11 protein-coding genes are annotated in these 17,778 nt (G+C 65.4%); 5 read left to right on the top strand and 6 right to left on the bottom strand.

Going from position 1 to position 17,778, the window contains the following annotated elements; all coding sequences use genetic code 11:
- Window positions 1–6: 6 nt before the first annotated feature.
- Window positions 7–774, bottom strand: a complete 768-nt coding sequence (locus tag R3X27_RS08505; RefSeq protein WP_317708419.1) for a hypothetical protein — start codon at window positions 772–774, stop codon at window positions 7–9.
- Window positions 775–1,203: 429 nt separating this feature from the next.
- Here R3X27_RS08505 and R3X27_RS08500 point away from each other — a divergent pair, with 429 nt between their 5' ends.
- On the top strand, window positions 1,204–1,536 hold the full coding sequence (locus R3X27_RS08500) for a DUF2934 domain-containing protein (RefSeq protein WP_317708418.1): 333 nt from the start codon (window positions 1,204–1,206) through the stop codon (window positions 1,534–1,536).
- A 72-nt stretch (window positions 1,537–1,608) separates the two neighbouring features.
- Here the strand turns inward: R3X27_RS08500 and R3X27_RS08495 are convergent, their stop codons facing one another.
- The 4 genes from R3X27_RS08495 to R3X27_RS08480 all read right to left on the bottom strand — a co-directional run bounded on the left by R3X27_RS08495 (window position 1,609) and on the right by R3X27_RS08480 (window position 11,609).
- Window positions 1,609–3,390 (bottom strand): SLC13 family permease, encoded by a 1,782-nt coding sequence (locus R3X27_RS08495; RefSeq protein ID WP_317708417.1) that lies wholly within the window; start codon window positions 3,388–3,390, stop codon window positions 1,609–1,611.
- Window positions 3,391–3,701: 311 nt separating this feature from the next.
- Window positions 3,702–6,719 carry a response regulator gene (locus R3X27_RS08490; RefSeq protein ID WP_317708416.1) on the bottom strand — a complete coding sequence of 1,006 codons (3,018 nt, stop codon included), beginning with the start codon at window positions 6,717–6,719 and terminating at the stop codon, window positions 3,702–3,704.
- A 449-nt stretch (window positions 6,720–7,168) separates the two neighbouring features.
- Entirely contained in the window at window positions 7,169–10,309 is a 3,141-nt protein-coding gene (locus tag R3X27_RS08485; RefSeq protein ID WP_317708415.1) for an efflux RND transporter permease subunit, read from the bottom strand.
- 4 nt (window positions 10,310–10,313) lie between these two features.
- Window positions 10,314–11,609, bottom strand: a complete 1,296-nt coding sequence (locus R3X27_RS08480; RefSeq protein ID WP_317708414.1) for an efflux RND transporter periplasmic adaptor subunit — start codon at window positions 11,607–11,609, stop codon at window positions 10,314–10,316.
- Window positions 11,610–11,769: 160 nt separating this feature from the next.
- Here R3X27_RS08480 and R3X27_RS08475 point away from each other — a divergent pair, with 160 nt between their 5' ends.
- The 4 genes from R3X27_RS08475 (at window position 11,770) to R3X27_RS08460 (ending at window position 16,536) form a co-directional block, all read left to right on the top strand.
- Window positions 11,770–12,429, top strand: a complete 660-nt coding sequence (locus R3X27_RS08475) for a response regulator transcription factor (RefSeq protein ID WP_317708413.1) — start codon at window positions 11,770–11,772, stop codon at window positions 12,427–12,429.
- Complete coding sequence (locus R3X27_RS08470) at window positions 12,426–13,781, top strand: ATP-binding protein (RefSeq protein ID WP_317708412.1); 1,356 nt, start codon at window positions 12,426–12,428, stop codon at window positions 13,779–13,781. Before R3X27_RS08475 ends, R3X27_RS08470 begins: the two co-directional genes overlap by 4 nt.
- Window positions 13,782–14,262: 481 nt before the next feature.
- On the top strand, window positions 14,263–16,044 hold the full coding sequence (locus R3X27_RS08465; protein ID WP_317708411.1) for a sodium:solute symporter family transporter: 1,782 nt from the start codon (window positions 14,263–14,265) through the stop codon (window positions 16,042–16,044).
- Window positions 16,045–16,299: 255 nt separating this feature from the next.
- A complete protein-coding gene (locus tag R3X27_RS08460) occupies window positions 16,300–16,536 on the top strand; it encodes a hypothetical protein (RefSeq protein WP_317708410.1) in 237 nt (78 codons plus the stop codon).
- A 31-nt stretch (window positions 16,537–16,567) separates the two neighbouring features.
- Here the strand turns inward: R3X27_RS08460 and R3X27_RS08455 are convergent, their stop codons facing one another.
- Window positions 16,568–17,737 carry a multidrug effflux MFS transporter gene (locus R3X27_RS08455; protein WP_317708409.1) on the bottom strand — a complete coding sequence of 390 codons (1,170 nt, stop codon included), beginning with the start codon at window positions 17,735–17,737 and terminating at the stop codon, window positions 16,568–16,570.
- Window positions 17,738–17,778 lie beyond the last annotated feature (41 nt).

The following is a 17,778-nucleotide window of genomic DNA, read 5'->3' as shown; positions in this document are numbered from 1 at the left end:
CCGCCGTCAGAACCGGTAGTTCCAGAGGATCGCCGGGCCGCTCAATTTGTATTCCGTAATGAGATCATCACCGCCGAGATCCCATTCCATATGCCGGTAGCCGAAGACGAGATCGCTGCGGTTGAACTCGTAGCCGATGCCGGCCCAGGCCTGCCAGGTAAGGTTCGACTGGCCGGTGCCGATATCAAAGGCGAAGGGCACGAACCAGTCCTCGTTGATATCCGCTCGCCCGTTCACACCGATCGTAAGATCCCAGCTGTCCTGATACCCGCTCGCGCGCCGTTTCTGACGAGGGCCGTCCGCCTTCAACTCGGTGTCGAGCCCCAGGTAGCGCCCGCCAAGCGTGCCGTAGAGCCGATAGCTGTCTGTCTCGACAAGCCGATAGGAGGCGCCGAAATTGAGCACCGATTGTTCGACGGTCATTTCGACATCGACATCAATGCCGCCCGCCGGTGCGCCCGGCAGCACTTCGAAGGAGATCGCGTTATCGGCGCTGATATGGGCGTAGTTGCCTTCGACATACCAGCCCCAGTCGCCCCGCCGGGCCACGACACCGCCCATCAATGCGAAGTTCAGATTTTCGAGCAGTTGGTCAAAGCCGATCTCGAATTCGGCCCCCAGGGCCTCGCCTGAGACCTCGGTGCCCCAGCCATAGATTTTCAGCTCATAGGACCAGCTGTCGGTCGCTACCGGAGCGGGCGCCGCGTCCTGCGCCGTCGCGGCTTGTGTGAAGAGCGCGAGCGTTGCGAGCGTGAGTGTCGTGAGATGCTTCATTGCTTGCCTTTCCATTTCGTTTCCTGAACGGGACGTCCGGCTGGATGCCGTCAGTCGACAATGGTTACGACAAGACCGTCGCCCTCCGTGCCTTGGCGGCGTCTGGTCTCGACACCACGCTGACAGTTGAGCGGACGGTTGGCAAGCAAGCGTGTCTGTCCGAACGCATCAGGTCGCATGCTGGACGTCGACGGTTGCGAAGGTGCAACCATGGGGCGACGCGGACATGGCCGGGCGTAGACGTCCCGGTGAGGTTCCTCGGCATGCTCCCGCCGAAAACCCATGCAATTCGGAGAAAGACCGCCGGTCTGTTCCGCCACAACGCTTTTCTTTGCGTTTCAGGGACTCGACGTCTTGGAACTCTCGTGCGCAACCCATAGTTTAGCGCTACCGATCCTATCGGATGCCGTGACATATTTGGATACCGCGATGACTCAACCCAACCTGACCGACGATCAGATCCGCGAAGCCGCCTATCTCTTCTGGCTTGAAGAAGGCCAGCCGCATGGGCGCGACGAGGCGCACTGGCTGAAAGCCATTGATGCCCTGTCCGCTCCCCAGCCGAAGAAGAAGGCGCGCAAGGCGCCGGCCAAACCGCGTGCCTCGAAAAGCGCTTCGAAACCGGCCTCGTCCAAGGCCGCGACTGCGAAAGCCGCTTCGCCGAAGGTGGCTGCAACGCCCGAGACCAAGTCCGAAACAAAGGCCAAGGCACCGGCCAAGACCGCCCGGAAGCCGCGCGCGAAGAAGACGCCCTCCGCGTAGGACACAGCACAGATTTCCGTCTTAGGGGCTCCTTCGGGAGCCCCGTTGCGTTTCAGGGAGCGGATGGCGGGTCTAGAGCGGCCAGACCAGCAGTATCATCGGCACTGCCAGCACGACGACAAGCAATTCCAGCGGCAGACCCATACGCCAGTAATCGCCAAAGGAATACCCGCCCGGGCCGAGGATGAGCGTGTTGTTCTTGTGCCCGATGGGCGTCAGGAAGGCGCAGGAGGCGGCCACCGCGACGGCCATCAGGAAGGGATCGGGGTTGACCCCGAGGCTCGTCGCCATCTGGATGCCAACCGGGGCTGCGACCACGGCCGTGGCGGCATTGTTGAGCACGTCGGACAGGGTCATGGTGACGACCATCAGAAGTGTGAGCAGCGCCCAGGCCGGCCAGCCCTCGCCGAGCCCCAGCAACGCGCCTGCGATCAGCGCCGTGCCGCCGGACGCGTCCAGCGCCGCGCCGAGCGGGATCATCGAGCCGAGCAGGACCACCACCGGCCACTCGATATGCCGATAGAGTTCGGAGAGCGGCAACACCCCGGTCAGCACATAGGCGAGCACGACCATGCCAAGCGCCACCGGCAGGTAGATCAGCCCGAGTGCCGAGGCAGCGACCGCGGCGGCGAAAATCCCGATGGCCAGCCAGACCTTGGCGAAATCGGTGACGACAAGGCCGCGATCGGCCAGCGGCAGCACGCCGAGCCAGTCAGTCACCATGGCTTCATCGCCTTCCGGCGTCAGCAGCAGGAGGATATCGCCCGGACGGACCTCGGTCTTGCGGACCTCCTTGGTGATCCGGCGCCCCTCGCGCGAGATCCCCAGCAGCACCGTCCGCCGCCGCCAGGCAAGCCCGAGCGCCCGGGCCGTCTTCCCGGCAATGCGGGCGCTCTCCGGGACCACGGCCTCGATAATGGCCAGCCCCTCGCCGGCAAGGCCGATGCGCTCTTTCTCGTCCGCGTCGGTGAAATCCAGTGACAGCGCGGCGCGGAACTCGTCCAGCGCTTCCGGCCGGGCCTCCAGGACGATCGAGTCGCCCTCCCGCAACAGCGTGTTGCGCTGCAGCCCGAAGCGGCGCTTGTCGTCCCGCGTCAGGCCGATGATGGCGACATCGTTCTTCTCGGCCACGTCATAGATTTCGAAGAGCCGGGTACCAGCCAGGTCCGACCCCTCCGGGATCTTCAGTTCGGCCACGTAATCCTTGGCATGTTCGCGCGCCTCCGACAGCGCGCCATCTCCTTCGGCCTTCGGCACCAGCCGCCAGCCGATCAGCGCCACGAAAGCGAGCCCGGCGATGGCAACAACCCCGCCCACGGGGGCGAAGTCGAACATGCCGAAACTCTCGCCGAGCTGGTCGCGCCGGATGCCGGCGATGATGATATTGGGTGGCGTGCCGATCAGCGTCACCATGCCGCCGAGGATGGTGCAGAAGGAGAGCGGCATCAGCGACAGCCGCGCCGGCCGCCCGGCCTTGCGGGCGGTCTGGATATCGACCGGCATCAGCAGGGCAAGGGCTGCGACATTGTTCATGAAGGCCGAGAGCACGCCGCCGATTCCGCCCATGAAGGCGATATGAGCGCCCAGGCTGCGCGAGGAATCGACCAATGTGCGAGTGATCAGGAAGACCGCGCCGGACCGGACCAGCCCCGCCGACACGACCAGAACGAGCGCCACAACAACCGTCGCGGGATGCCCGAACCCGGCAAAGGCGTCTTCGGGCGGGATGACCTTCAACACCACCGCAGCGAGCAATGCCGCGAAGGCAACGAGGTCGTAGCGGACGCGGCCCCAGAGCAGCATCGCGAATACAGCGCCAAACAGCGCGAAAAGGATCGTCTGGTCCGAAGTCATCATTCCCTCGCATGGCTTGCCGCCGAAATCTGGCGACCCGTCCGGCGCCGTGCCCGGTGATCCGGATGCTCAAGTGCGCCGGCTCGAATGCTAGAGCATGCCCTGTCCGTGATCCATCGCCATTCGGAACCCGGATCTGCGATATGGTCCCGGAGACAGTCGGAGAGAAGCCTCCGTCATCCCTCCCCGCGAGGTCCGATGAAACCAGCCCGCTCTGCCCTTCGGGGGCTTGGTTGCGGCGGTTGCCGCCATGCCTCCAGCGCCGCTTGGGTGACCATTGCGGGGGTAGAGCGCGCCTGCTGCAAGACCGCTCAGGGGGTGAAGGCGTGGTTCAAGGCAGTCAGGAGCTCATTACGCCGGACCGGCTTCATCAGCCGGATATCGGTATCGGCGGTCCCATCCTCTGCGACCTCCTGATCCGGGGCATTGCCCGTCATGAAGACCACGGGCAGGTCAGGCCGGATCGCGCGGAGCGCGCGGGCCAGGTCCGGGCCCTGCAATGTGCCGGGCATCTGGATGTCGGTAAGAAGAAGGTCACAGGAGGGCGCGGTCTCGAAAAGCGTCCGCGCCGCGTCTCCGTTTTCCGCAGCCGTGACCTGGTAGCCCGCCCGCGTCAGGATCGTCTTGACCACCTGCCGAACCTCGTCCTGGTCCTCTGCCAGCAACACATGCTTGCCCGCGCGGATCTCCGGCCCGTTGGTCTCGCTGTCCTGCGCAAGTGACGCCCCACGCTCCCCAGCCGGGAACCAGAGCTCGAAGACCGCGCCCTTGCCCGGCTCCGAGCGAACCTTTACCGCCCCTCCGGACTGGATCATGAACCCCTGGACCATCGGCAATCCGAGACCGGAGCCAGCGCCGGGCGGCTTGGTCGTGAAATACGGATCGAAGATCTGCGACTGCGCCTCCGGGCTGACGCCGTGGCCGGTATCCGAGACCGCCAGCACCACGTAGCGCCCGGGGCGCAGCCCATCCGGTGTGTCCTGCGGCGCTTCGGCCTCAATGCGGAGCTTGCGCGTCCGCAGGGTCAGCGTTCCGCCCTCCGGCATGGCATCCCGCGCGTTCAGGATCAGGTTGAGAAGCGCCGCCTCGCTGGAGGCAGGATCCGCCACGACCGACCCGAGCGCCTCGGCCAGATCTGTCTCGACCCGGATATTGTCCGGCAGGGTACGGTCGGTCCAGGTGTGCACGTCCCGGACCAGCTGGTTGAGGTCGATCTCGACCGGATCCAGGCGCGCCTGGCGCGCGAAGGCGAGCATGGAGCGGGTCAGCTCGGACCCGCGCTGTGCGGCGTTGATACCGCGGTCGATCAGTGTGATCTGCTCGGGATCGCACAGACCGTCGCGCAGCAATTCGAGATTGCCCATGATCACCGCAAGCAGGTTGTTGAAATCATGCGCGACGCCGCCGGTCAGCTGGCCGATGCTCTCATGTTTCATCGCCCGGAAAGTCAGCTCCCGCTGTTCGTCGAGCTGCTGCTCGGCCTCGACTTCGCGGGATATGTCGACGACGAATGTCGTCACCCGGTGGGTGCCGTCGGCAAGCCGCGTGGCGCCAATATGGACCTCGACCCATTTGCGCGCACCGTCCCGCCCGCGGAGCCAGTAGCGGCGGGTCTCGGGCTCCAGAGTGTGCGCGGTGTTCAGGAGGGCCGCGCGCATCAGCGGCGCATCGTCGGGGTCATGCGCCTTGTGGATCAGGTCGAGATCGGCCATCAGTTCGGAGCTGTCATAGCCCCAGATCATCTGGCAGCCGGGGCTCACATAGACGATCTCGAGCGCGTCCGGCGCCGTCAGGTCGAGCGAGATGACCGCGCCCGGAAGATCCGCGAGGATCTCCTGCAACCTGAACTCGGCGGTCGCGCGATCCCGCTCCGCCTCCTTGCGTCGCGTGATGTCGCGGATGACGATGAGGGTCTCGGTGCTGTCATCGATGGGACAGGCGCGGGCGTCGAAATCCTTGAGCCGCCCCTGGACCTCCAGCTGATACTCCCAGCTCTGCAGAACGCCCTCCTGCGCCAGGCGTTGCAGGTTCCGGTTGAACTGTGCTGCGGTCGTTTCGGGAAGGAGTTCCGCCATCTTTCGCCCAAGAAAGGCGTCCGGCGGAAGGTAGAGATCGGATTCTTTCCCGGCCTGGTAGTCGATAATCCGGCCAGTTTCGTTCAGCCGAAAAAAGAGATCGGGCAGGGTGCTGACAAGTGCCATCAGGCGCAGGGACGTGGCCTTCTCCGCATCCTCGGCCAAGCGCTTCTGGATCCACAGGTCCCGCAGGTCCTCTGTCAACGGATCCAGATCCGGACCCTCTATCCTGCCGCCGTCATAGGTTGCGCCAGTTGCGCTGTTGTCGACCAAGGGCGCGGCCCGTTCGAGCCGCTGGATTTCTGTTTCAGTGGCCCCCAGCGGCGCCAGCACCATGCGCTCGAAACGCGACTTTGCCAGCCACCACAGCCCGGCGATCGCCGCGAGCAACAGGAACAATCGCAGCCGCGCCCGGTCAAGTGCGGCCGTGAGGCCATCATCGAAGGGCATTTCGAGCCGCATCCGGATTCTGTCTCCAGTGGCGGTTTCGATCAGGACCCGCTGTAGCGCCACCGGCTGCTGGCCGTCCCGGTCCGAGGGCAGCGATGCGCTGGTTCCGGTCCGCGCCAACGGGGTTTGTCCGAGGGCCTCCGGCTCGGTCGAGGCCGGAAAGCGCGCGATGACCGTGCCGTCGGGATCCGTGATCTCTGCGCGGCTGCCATCTGGCAGTCCGGCGGCGCGCAGGGCATTGTTCCACCAGTCGAGCGAAATCACCGCCACGACCGCGCCGACAGGTGTTGCGGGTCGCGAAGGATCAAAGACCGGATAGGCAAAACTGAGACCGGCGGTCCGGGTGGACTCGTCACCCGGGTAGGTGCCGACGCTGATGCTCCGCGTCTCGAGGGCGCTTTGGAAATAGGACCGATCGGCGACATTGACCGGTCCCGGAAGCGGGACGGCGCTGCACAGCACCTCTCCATCCGCACGCGGCACGCCGAGATTGGCGAATTCCGGGTGCAGCGCGAGAAGCGAGGCCAGATACTCGCCGCAGGCTGGGGTCGACGGGGCCTGCGCTGCTGCCGAGAGGGCGATTTCCTGGAGGAATGACCCGGTGTCGTTGACCAGCTCCCGCTGGGTCTTGACGAGAGCGTCGGCGACAGCCTCGCTCCGGACGAGATAGGTCTCGATTACCGCCTGCCGTTCCTGAAATGCGAGCCACGCGATCAGCGCGATGCAGGGGAGTGCGAGGAAGAACAAAAGCAGGCGCAGCTGCAATCTGAGCCGGTTCGCAACGGCTGCAAGGCTCTTCGACAAACGTCTCTCGTCACGCACCATGTGAACCACGCTACAAATACCCACAAAGATACGCCCGATTTTTTTTTGGACGAACAAGGCGCTCAGCTTCGTTCGTCAAGGATGGGCCGCATGCCGTGGGGGTGCAATAAATTTCTCTGTTCGGGCTGCGTCCAATCCTGTCGGCCCAGTGATGGTTGTGCCGACTTTCATGTCGCAAGCGCGTGATGGATCACGGTCCGAGTGGCCTGACCCTCGCCCCAGAAAGCCTGGACGACGTACACCTCCGGTTTCCGCAATGCGGTCAGGGTCTCGGCGTGCGTTTCGACCTCGGGCGGTTGTCGAGCCGGTGCGGAGCAGGTTTTCGCGCTGCCGAGCTTGGATGTCGGCTTTGATAGGGGCGTGCACACGTTTCTCATGGATCGCAGATTGGCTGCGTTCGGCGTTCGTTTGGGTCAAATCGGATCGGATCAGGTCGGCGCGTTCGGGGCAGGGCGTTCGGCCTGCGCGCGCCAGACACGGGAGAGCAGGTTGCGGAAATCTGCCTGCACGACAATCAGCGACGGCACCATGAGCAGGACGATGAAGAGGCCGAAGGCGAGGCCGAAACACAGGGTGACGGCGGTCGGCTTGAGAAATTCCGCCTGCGTGCTGGCTTCGAACAGAAGCGGCGCGAGGCCGAGCACGGTTGTCAGGGTGGTCAACAGCACCGGACGCAGCCGCTCCGAGGTGGCCTGTACGACGGCCTCGCGCTCGGGGAGCTGTTTCATCCTCTCCGAGATGGCCGAAACGAGGACGATGGAATCGTTGACGATAATGCCGCTCAGCCCGATCAGCCCGACAATGGAGAAAATCGAGAGGTTCATCTCCCACCAGTAATGGCCCCAGATCACGCCGGTCAGCCCGACCGGGATCACGCACATGATCGCCAGCGGCCAGACCCAGTGGCCGAGCACCAGCGCGAGGGTCATGTAAATGAGAAGAAGGCAGATTCCGTAGCCGATGACGGCCTCCGAGAGGAAGTCCTTCTCCTGCGCGGCGAGTCCTTCGAGGCTCCAGGTCACGCCAAATTCCCGGGCGATGGCGGGCAGCTCCACGCTCTCGATGGCCTGCAGGATCTCCTCGGAGGCCAGCGCGTCCTCGGTCGAGATCTCGCCGCTCACCCGCACCGTGGCCTCGCCGAGATAGCTGTGGATCGCCTTGACCGTCGGGTCGGCCGCGACATCGACGATCTCGCCCAGCTCGGCCCAGCGGCCGGTGGCAGATTGCAGCAGGACCTCTTCGAGATATGCGGCGCTGAGCGCCTCCTCTGGCAGGCTGACCTCAATGGTGGCGGTCTGTTTGCCGATCTGGAATGTCGTGGCCTCCACGCCACCGAGCCGGGCCTGCACCTCCTCGGCCAGGTCCGCCTCGTCGAAGCCGAGAGCGGCGCCGAAGCCCGTCAGCCTCAGAGCCTGCCCGGTGCTCGACAGCGTCAGGTCATCTTCCAGCCCGGTGATCTCGGGATAGCCGGTCAACGCGTCCTTGAGCGCTTCGGCCGCCTGGTCGACAACCTCGGGGCCGGGACCGAAGAGAGCGACGTCGAGCCCCTGGCCGCCGGGGCCGGAGCGGCGGGCGCGGAAGCTGAACACTTCCAGTGTCTCCGGGCGCCGCAGCTCCTGCTCGAGAGCCAGCACGAATGCGTCGGTCTCGTAGGGGCGCAGATCGGCTGCGATTAGCTCGATGGTAAGCGCGCCCAACTGGTCCGCGTCCTTGTCTTCGGCAATCTGCAACCCGCGACCGGCGGTGCCGCCGATCTCGGTCAGCACGATCTTGACCGGGTCGGCGCCATACTCCGCCTCGAACCGGGCGCGCACGGCATTGGTTGCGCGCAGGACCTCCGCGAGCATGGCTTCGGTATCGGCGCGGGAGGCGTCATCGCGCATGGCGATATTGGCCGAAATGGTCGGCTGCTGCGGCGCGTCGAAGAAACGCCACTTCACGTCGCGCTCCGCGACCAAAAGCACGGCCTGCGCAAGCGCGCCGACGGCCAGCAGCAGCACGGCGTAACGAGCCGAAATGACCGCGCGGATCAGAGGGACGAAGGCTGTCTTCCGCAGACGGTCGAAGCCGCGATTGAGCCAGCGCGACGGCCAGGCCAGCGGCGAGCGGTCGAGCCGGCCACCGGCATGGGCGAGGTGATGGGGCAGCACGAGGAAGCACTCGCCGAGCGAGGCGATCAGCACCGTGGCCACCACCAGCGGGATCGTGGCGATGAAGGCGCCGAAATCGCCCTCGATTGCGCGCAACGAAAGGAAGGCGACAACGGTCGTAACGGACGAGGCGAGCACGGGCGCCAGCATCCGCCGCGCCGCGCGTTCGGCGGCCTGGGCGGGCCGCTCGTTGAAGCGGCGTCTGCGGGCCTCGGCATTCTCGGCGATGACAATGGCGTCGTCGACGATGATGCCAAGGCAGATCAGCAGCGCGAAGAGCGAGATCATGTTGATCGACTGCCCTGTCAGCCACATCAGGCCGAGGCTGGCGCACATCGCTACCGGGATGCCGGCCGCCACCCAGAGCGCGGCCGAGGGAGAGAGAAAGAGGAAAAGCAGGAGCAGAACGAGGAGCAACCCGAAGGCTGCGTTGTCGATCAGCAGGGCAAGCCGTTCTTCGATCTCGGCCGCGTTGTTGCGCACGAGGTCGACCTGGAGATCATCGGGATGCTGCGCGAGGAAGGCGTCGGCGACCTGGAGGGCTGTGGCGTGGATGTCGAGCGCATCCCCGCCCGTGCCGCGCTCGACGCTGATCGAGACCGCCGGGCGACCTTCGAGGAAATAGGCCCGCTCCGAACCGGGTTCGGCCTCGGTGAAGCGGGCGATCTCGCCCAACGGCACGACGCCCCGATCCGTGCGCCGCGGCAGCTCCGCCAGCCCCTCCACGGAAAGCCGATCCTGGCCCACGCGCACCGGGGTCGCATTGTCGCCAGCCTCGCCCGCGGCCTGATCGCGCGTGCCCTGTTCGATGGCCTTGGCCAGATCGGTCAGGGTTGTGCCATGTTCGGCCAGCCTCGCGGCGGTGATCTCGACGGTGATCTCCGGCGTGGTCTGGCCGCGCAGCTCGGCCTTGGTCAGCCCGGATTTCAGCAGCGCATGTTCGAGATCCGCGCCAAGCGCCTCCATTCGGCTGACGCTGGTCCCCGGCGCGCCGGAAAGCACCAGGTCGAACACCCGGTCGCGCCAATGGCCACGCTCGATCACCGGGTCATCGGCATCATCGGGAAGCGAGCGGCTCGACGGCAGGGCCGCTTCGACCTCCTCCACCGCGAGATCGAGATCCCATCCCGGCTCGAATTCGAGCGTGATCCGGGCATCTCCGTCCCGCGCCTTGCCGGAGAGCGAGGTCACGCCCTCGACGCCGAGCAGCGACGGGCTGACCACCTCGACAATATCGCGGGAGACATCCTCGGCAGAGGCGTCGTCCCAGTCGATCCTGACGTTGATTTCCTCGGTTACCACATCCGGCATGAACTGGGCGCGGATCTGGGTGGCGGCATAGAGGCCGAAGCCGACCACCAGCAACATCAGCAGATTGGCCGCCGTGGCGTGGCGGGCGAAGAAGGACACGATGCGCATGGTGTCACTCCGCGCTTTCGGCCAGCGCGAGCGGGGAGGCAGGGGAGGTCGTGACCCGCATGCCGGCCTGTAGCTCGCCGCCCGGCAGCAGGAGGATCTCGCGCCCTGCCAGAGCCTGTGTCGCCAGGATCACCCGCTCTCCCTGTCGCCGAAGAACCAATGCCGGGAGTCGTTCCAGCACCCCCTCCGTCACCGCGAGCACGCTGTCATCGGGCAGCACGGAAGAGGCAGGCACCGACAGCAGGTCGTCCAGGGTCGGCTCGGTGATCTGCACTTCGACGAAGTCGCCCGGTCGCAGACCGGCGGTTCTGGTCGAGGTCAACCGGGCGATGGCGATGCTCTGGTCGCTGTCATCCGAGGCGTCCGCGATGGTCAGCCGGTCGAGCCGGCCGGGAGCGCTTACCTCGGAGCCGGGTCGGGTCGCCGTGATCGGCAGCGCCAGCAGCCCGCCCTCCGGCCCGGTGATCCGCGACAGGACCGCCTGGGTGAGGTCGAGCCGGATCTCGAGGCTGTCCATGTCGACAAGGGTGCCGATCGAGCTGTCGGAGAGGTGTTGTCCCGCGATCGGCCGTTCGCCGGAGAAGATGCCCGAGATCGGGGCGATGAGGGCGTGGTCGGCCAGCGTGGTCTCGGCGCTCTCCACCGCAAGCGTAGCCTGATCCACGGCGATCTCCGCCTGCCGGGCGAGATCCCGGGACGCCGCCAGCGCCGCCTCGCCCTGCGACACGGATTGGCGAGCGGCCAGCAGCGCGGCGCGGCTGGTTTCCAGCAGGTTCGGCGAATAGGTGCCCTTCTCGATGAGCGCGTTGGTCCGGTCGAGCTCGGCCTCCTTCAGCGCCAGCAACTCGCCCAGCAATGCCAGCGTCTCCTGGGCCTCGGTGATATTGCGGCGCCGCTCCTTCCGTGTTGTCTCGGCGGAAGCCAGCGCTGCCTCGGCTTCGCGCAGGGAGAGCGCGGCCTCCGTATCGTCGAGCCGCAGGAGCAAGTCGCCCGTAGTCACCCGCGCGCCGTCGCGCAGCCCGTCGAGAACCTCGACGATCCGCCCGGAGGCAGATGGAATCAGCGTGACCCGGTTCGGCGCGCTGATCTGTCCATAGACCGTCGAAACCGGGGTGATCGCGCTGGGCGCCGGGGTCACAACAGAGACTTCCGTGCGCGCGCTGGCTTCCTTTCGGGGGCGTGGCGGGCGTCGGTCTTCGCCGGAGATCGCGGCATCGAGGCGGCTTCCCTGCCAGGTGGCAAATCCGCCCGCCGCGAGGAGGGCGGCCGCGAGGAGAAGGGGGCGAGCGAGACGTGTCATACGGTCTGGAACCTGTTTCGGGGCGGGCGGGGCGCGGGCCCCTGCCTGCGTCTGAATGCCCGCCCAGTCTGACGGCGTCCTGACGCGTTGGACGAAATGGCTTCAGCTTCCCGTAAGCTTCGTGGCGCAATAGGGTGCGAACGACACTGCGGGGAAAGCGATGCGCATCCTACTGATCGAAGACGACCATGTGTTGGGGGAGGCGGTGCGGGACCAGCTGCTGGCCGACAGCCACTCGACCGATTGGGTCCAGCGCCTCGACCATGCGGGCGAGGCACTAAAGGTCGGTGCGTTCGAGCTGGTGCTGCTCGATCTCATGCTGCCGGACGGGCAGGGCGTTCCCTTCCTGCGGGCACTGCGGGCGCGCGGCGACGTCACGCCGGTCATCATCCTGACCGCGCTCGATCAGGTCTCGGACCGGATCGCGGGGCTCAATGCCGGCGCCGATGACTACATGGTCAAGCCCTTCGATCTTTCGGAACTGTCGGCGCGGATCGGCTCGGTTGCGCGGCGCTATGCTGGCAATCCCAACCCGCTGGTGGAGGTCGGGGCGCTACAGATTGACCTCGCTGCCCGCACTATCCGGAGCGACGGCAGGCCCGTCCTGCTGACCGCCCGGGAATGGGCGCTTTTCGAAGCCTTCGTACAGGCGCCCGGACGTGTGTTCTCCAAGAGCCAGCTGGAGGAGCATCTCTACAGTTTCGATGCGAATATCGAGAGCAACACCATCGAGGTCCATGTGAGCCGCCTGCGCAAGAAACTCGGCCGCGCGGTGATCGAAACCGAGAGAGGGCTGGGCTACCGGCTGGCCAGCGCATGAGGAGGCCGCGCTCCCTCCAGTTGCGCCTTGCGCTCACGGTCGGGCTCGCGGTGAGCGTGATGTGGCTGGGTTCGGTGGCCTATACGACGCAGAAGCTGCGCGTGGAACTGGACGGGGTCTATGACAGCGCCCTGCGCGACAGCGCGCGCCGGCTCCTGCGCCTCGTTGGTGCCGGTCCCGAGCGGCGGCCACCGCAATCGGGGAAGAACGACGGGGCGCGGGTTGTCGCGGAAACGGCGGATGTGGACCGTTTCGCCTTCGTCATCCTGGGGTCGGAGGGCGATGTGATCCTGCAATCGGAGGGCGCAGACCCTGCGCAGTTTCCAGCCTTCGAGAGGCGCGGCTTTGGCCAGACCGAGGAGCATGCGCTCTTCTTTGACAGCGCGCCGCGGGGCGAGGAACGGCTGACCATCGTAGTGGCAGAGCCATTGTCGCGACGCGAGGCCCAGACCCGCGAGATCGCGATCCGCCTGAGCCTGCCGCTGCTGCTGGTCATCCCGCCGAGCCTTGTCGTGATCTTCCTCGTGGTTGGCCGCAGCCTTGCGCCGATGCGGCAATTGCGCCGGGACCTCGAGGCCCGGTCATCCCGCAATCTTGCCCCGCTGGGCGATCGTGACCTGCCCAGCGAGCTTACCCCGATCGTCGGCAGCATCGACGGGTTGCTCGCCCGCCTCGCCGCTGCTTTCGAGGCTGAACGCAGCTTCGCCGCCAATGCAGCCCATGAGTTGCGCACGCCAGTGGCGGGGGCCATCGCACAGGCGCAACGGCTGCAGGTGGAGACCGGCGACCCCAAGGCCGCGTCCCGCGCGCAGGAGATCGAGACCACGCTGAAGCGCCTCAACGGGCTCTCGGAGAAGCTGTTGCAGATGGCGCGGGCAGAGGGCGCGCAGTTGCGGACCGGAACCGAGACGGACCTGCGCCCGATCCTCGAGATGATTGTCGGGGATTTCGAGCGGCTTGACGTCGAGGGGCGGTTGCATCTGACTCTCGCCGAGGCGCCGATCCTGTCCGATCTGGACCCTGATGCGTTCGGTATCCTGCTGCGCAACCTGATCGAGAATGCGTTGAAGCACGGAACGACCGGGGCGCCGATCCGCATCGGGCTGGTCGAACCGGCAGTGCTGACGGTCTCGAGTGCCGGACCGGTCATCCCGCAGGCGGACCTGGATCGGCTCACGGCGCGCTTTGCCCGCGCCGGCGGCGCGCGAGCGGGAACAGGGCTCGGCCTTGCGATTGTCCGTACAATCGCGGAGCGGGCCGACGCGGTGCTGGAGCTGCGCTCACCGGCCCCCGGCCGTGCGGAGGGGATCGAGGTGCGCGTGGCGCTTCCGGCGCGCAACCGCGCTGGATGACAGCTTCGATGACGGGTGGGGCAATATCGCGTGCGCCTGACAAAGATGCTGCCATCGTCGTCGGGGGATTGCATGGGCCGGTACGGGACATGTCGTGCTCGACCTCGCTCACCAGACCGCGGCCGGGTGCGAGCGGCGTTCGATGTCGAAGTCGAAGCTGCCGGTGGCCGCGGACGGCGGCGTCGCGACCCGTCCTTCAGCGGTTTTGGTCAGGCCTGTGCGCTGGAACACCGTGCAGGCGGGCACGCGGTCTGGAACACCCGCCGATCACTCCCGAACAGATCTCGTTTCAGCCGGCAGACATCGACCGGTGCCTGTCACGCACTCGCGGGACTTGAAGTGAACCGCCCTGTATCTACCTGCGGTAGGTCCGGCGCAGGCCGGAGAAATGGCGGACGCGAAAGACACTCAACTCTCGCGCGAGCGACGCCGTCATGCTAACCCATGGCCGTATGTATCTTTTTTGTTGGACGGGGGGTCCATGGAAAACGAAGTGGTTATGTCGCTGTTTGAGCGACGCGTGGATCTGGCGATTGTCGTCCTCTATCTGGCCTTCATCATTGCGATCGGCTTTCTCTTCAGCGGGAAATCCAACAATCCGAGCAACTATTTTCGCGGCGGCGGCAAGCTGCTGTGGTGGATGACCGGCGCCTCGGCCTTCATGGTGCAGTTCTCCGCCTGGACCTTCACCGGCGCAGCCGGCAAGGCCTATACTGACGGGCTGTCGGTGGCCGTCATCTTCATCGGCAACGCGGTGGGATATTACATCTCCTTCCTGCTCATCGCCGAGATGTTCCGACAGACACGCTGTATCACACCAGTGGATGCAATCCGGCGGCGCTATGGCCCTGTAAACGAACAATTCTTTACCTGGGCGCAAGTGCCGCTCGGCGTTATCCAGGCCGGCATCTGGCTCAACGGCCTCGCGATCTTCACCTCGGCAGTCTTTGGCATCCCCATCGAAGCGACGATCATCATCACCGGCTTCATCGTCATGTTCGTCTCGTTGACGGGCGGGGCCTGGGCCGTGGTCGCCTCTGACTATGTGCAGATGCTGGTGATCATGGCGATCTCGGTCACGGCGACGATCTTCGTCTTCATCGAAGTCGGCGTTTCCAACGTGATCACCCAGTTCCCCAACGACCTGTTCCTGAACGATATCACCTATGTCGGGTTGTTCTTCGTCTGGGCGCTCATGTCGATCTCCAAGCAGATATTCTCCACCAACAACCTCTATGACGCCGCGCGCTACCTCGTGGCGAAAGACAGCAGCCACGCCAAGAAGGCCGCCCTGCTGGCCTCGGTGCTGATGTTCTGCGGTACCTTCATCTGGTTCTTGCCGCCGATGGCCGCAGCTGGCGCCGGTATCGACCTCGCCGAGACCTATCCGACCCTGGGCGGCAAGGCGGCCGACGCGGCCTATCTCGCCTTCGTCGACTTCCTCATGCCGGTGGGCATGGTCGGGATCATGATGGCGGCGCTCTTCTCGGCCACCATGTCTTCGATGGACTCGGGGCTAAACCGATCCGCCGGCATCATGTGCATGAATTTCTACCAGCCGGTGATCAAGCGCGGCACCGCGACCGACAAGGAACTGATGCTGGTCGGCAAGGTCATCACCTTCCTCTTCGGCTGCGTGATCGTATTGGTCGGACTCTTCATCGCCTCCCTGAAGGAACTCAGCCTCTTTGATATCATGTTGCAGATGGGCAGCCTGATCCAGATGCCGATCCTGATCCCGCTCTTCCTCGCGGTCTTCGTCAAGAAGGTGCCGGATTGGGCGCCCTGGGCGACGGTGCTGCTCGGTATCTGCATATCGCTGGCGTCGAAATACGTGCTGACGCCGGACCTTCTGGGCGGGATCTTCGGGGTGGAGTTCACCTCTCGGGAAAAGACGGACCTTGTCTTCATCGTCTCGATGTTCCTGCACCTGACCGTCACCACCGGCTTCTTCTTCTGGACCAAGCGCTTCTATAACGGGCTGACGGAACGCCGGCACGTAGAGGTGGACGAGTTCTTCGAGGATATCGCGACCCCGGTCGTCTCCGAAGAGGGCGTGAGCGACACCGACCGTGAGCAGCGCAACAAGCTGGGCACGCTGGCGATGATCTATGGTGGCACGATCTTCCTGCTGCCGCTGATCCCGCAGCCGGATGGCGACTATGCGATCGCCGTGCTCGGTTTCTCCATCACCGGCGGCATCGTCCTGCTCATCGGGGCTTTGCTGAAATACTCCTCCAAGCAGGGGCTCCCGGCGAAATAAACCGCGCGAAACCGCGCTTCAGGCCGCCGCCCGTATTCCGGGCGGCGGTCTTTTTCGTGCGCGTCTGGAGCGGCCTGTTTCCGGCGAACCGCCGGTTTGGCGAAAAGATGCGGACGGCCAAGCAGGATACCGCCGGGCGGTCAGGTTGCCGGCGTTTGGAATATGTACATTCCTTTTCGCGAATTTATGGTCCGCGCGGGCTCGGGCGCAGGAAACCGTCCAGAGACAAAAAAGGATTGAGCGAGGAGACGAGCGATGAAGATGACGAAGCGCATGACGCAGATTGCCTTGGTGGCGATCTTCACCGCAACGGCATCGATGGCGGCGCATAATAATCCCTGGGCCGGACCCGAGGACGATGTGAACGGCGAGAACCACGACACGAACCAGGCCTATAGCGTGGACCGGACGGGCGAAGACGAGATGACCGGCGTGGAGAATTCCGAAGGGCGCGACACCGTTCCCGGCCCCTGGGGGCAAAAGGACAAGTGAACGCGCCCATCGGCTGGCCGCACGTCGCGGTTCAGCCTGGGCGCGTGACCTTCTCGGCCACGAAAGGCCGGTTCTGGACCAGTCTCCAGAGGATCGCGCAGCTCACACCGATGACCACGAAAAGCAACCCGAGCGTTCGGGACAGGTCCCCGGTATGGGCGACCACGATCTGAACCCCCACCGCGCCCAGCATCATCGTGGTGAAATGGATCAGGGCAGCGGCCGAGCCGGTATCGCTCCGCTGCTGTTCCAGCAGCAGGTTCGCGCCGGGCACGCGCAGCACGATCACTGCGATGGTCGAGATCGCGACCAGCGCCGCGAAGAGCCAGGGCGAGACGGCGCCGAAGAGGGCGATCAACACGCCGCCCGTAGAGATCACGAGAAAGCCGCCGAGGATGATGCGTTGCACCGGCACCACGCGCGACAGCCTCATGTAGAGCGTTGGTCCGGCCAGCGCGCCGACCGCGTTCAGAGCGAATATCAGGCTGAATCCCTGTTCGGAGAGCCCGAACCCGTCGACATAGATGAAGGCGGCGCTGCCGATGAAGGACATCAGGCACATCGGCGCGAGGCCGAAGATCAGCAGCAGATACGCGAAGCGCGGGTTGCGCAGAACCGTGCCGAGCCGGAGCCAGGAGGCAAGGAGTGGCCCCTGTTGGCGTTCGGGCAGGGTCTCGCGGTAGAGCGTGACGAGGATCGTGGCGAAGGCGCCAAAGAGGGTCAACACGAGGAACATCGCCCGCCATGAGCCGATCTTGAGCAGGAAGGCACCCAGCACCGGCGCGACGATTGGCGCGATGATCACCAGCGACATGACGGTCGCCATGATGCGCTCCCGTTCCCGGCCCTCATGGAGATCCTTGACGATGGCGGTCTGCACCACCGTAACGCCGCCCCCGCCGAAGCCCTGCAGAACCCGGAAGGCGACCAGCGTGTCGATACCGGGCGCAGCCATGCAGCCGAGGCTGGCGAGGATATAGATGACAAGCCCGGCCAGCAGGATCGGTTTGCGCCCGAACCGTTCGCTGAGCGGACCCCAGAACAGCATCCCGCAGGCATAGGCGACCATATAGGCGCCCAGCGTCAGGTTGACCGCGCTGCGGCTGGTCTGGAGATTGTCCACGATCTGCGGCAGCGCGGGCAGGTAGAGATCCATCGTGACCGATGGGAAGGCGGCCAGGATGATCAGCAGGAACAGCATCCCCCGGCGTCCGAGGACGGATTGGCCGAGGGGGGCTTGTG

Source organism: Tropicimonas sp. TH_r6 (assembly GCF_033101155.1).
Lineage (GTDB): Bacteria > Pseudomonadota > Alphaproteobacteria > Rhodobacterales > Rhodobacteraceae > Tropicimonas.
Note: the sequence above shows the minus strand (reverse complement) of the source record. Positions and strands in the feature narration are given on the sequence as shown.

Coding starts and splice junctions, on each gene's coding strand:
- R3X27_RS08505 (WP_317708419.1), bottom strand. CDS start 774: ATGAAGCATCTCACGACACTCACGCTCGCAACGCTCGCGCTCTTCACA.
- R3X27_RS08500 (WP_317708418.1), top strand. CDS start 1,204: ATGACTCAACCCAACCTGACCGACGATCAGATCCGCGAAGCCGCCTAT.
- R3X27_RS08495 (WP_317708417.1), bottom strand. CDS start 3,390: ATGACTTCGGACCAGACGATCCTTTTCGCGCTGTTTGGCGCTGTATTC.
- R3X27_RS08485 (WP_317708415.1), bottom strand. CDS start 10,309: ATGCGCATCGTGTCCTTCTTCGCCCGCCACGCCACGGCGGCCAATCTG.
- R3X27_RS08480 (WP_317708414.1), bottom strand. CDS start 11,609: ATGACACGTCTCGCTCGCCCCCTTCTCCTCGCGGCCGCCCTCCTCGCG.
- R3X27_RS08475 (WP_317708413.1), top strand. CDS start 11,770: ATGCGCATCCTACTGATCGAAGACGACCATGTGTTGGGGGAGGCGGTG.
- R3X27_RS08470 (WP_317708412.1), top strand. CDS start 12,426: ATGAGGAGGCCGCGCTCCCTCCAGTTGCGCCTTGCGCTCACGGTCGGG.
- R3X27_RS08465 (WP_317708411.1), top strand. CDS start 14,263: ATGGAAAACGAAGTGGTTATGTCGCTGTTTGAGCGACGCGTGGATCTG.
- R3X27_RS08460 (WP_317708410.1), top strand. CDS start 16,300: ATGAAGATGACGAAGCGCATGACGCAGATTGCCTTGGTGGCGATCTTC.
- R3X27_RS08455 (WP_317708409.1), bottom strand. CDS start 17,737: ATGCTGTTCCTGCTGATCATCCTGGCCGCCTTCCCATCGGTCACGATG.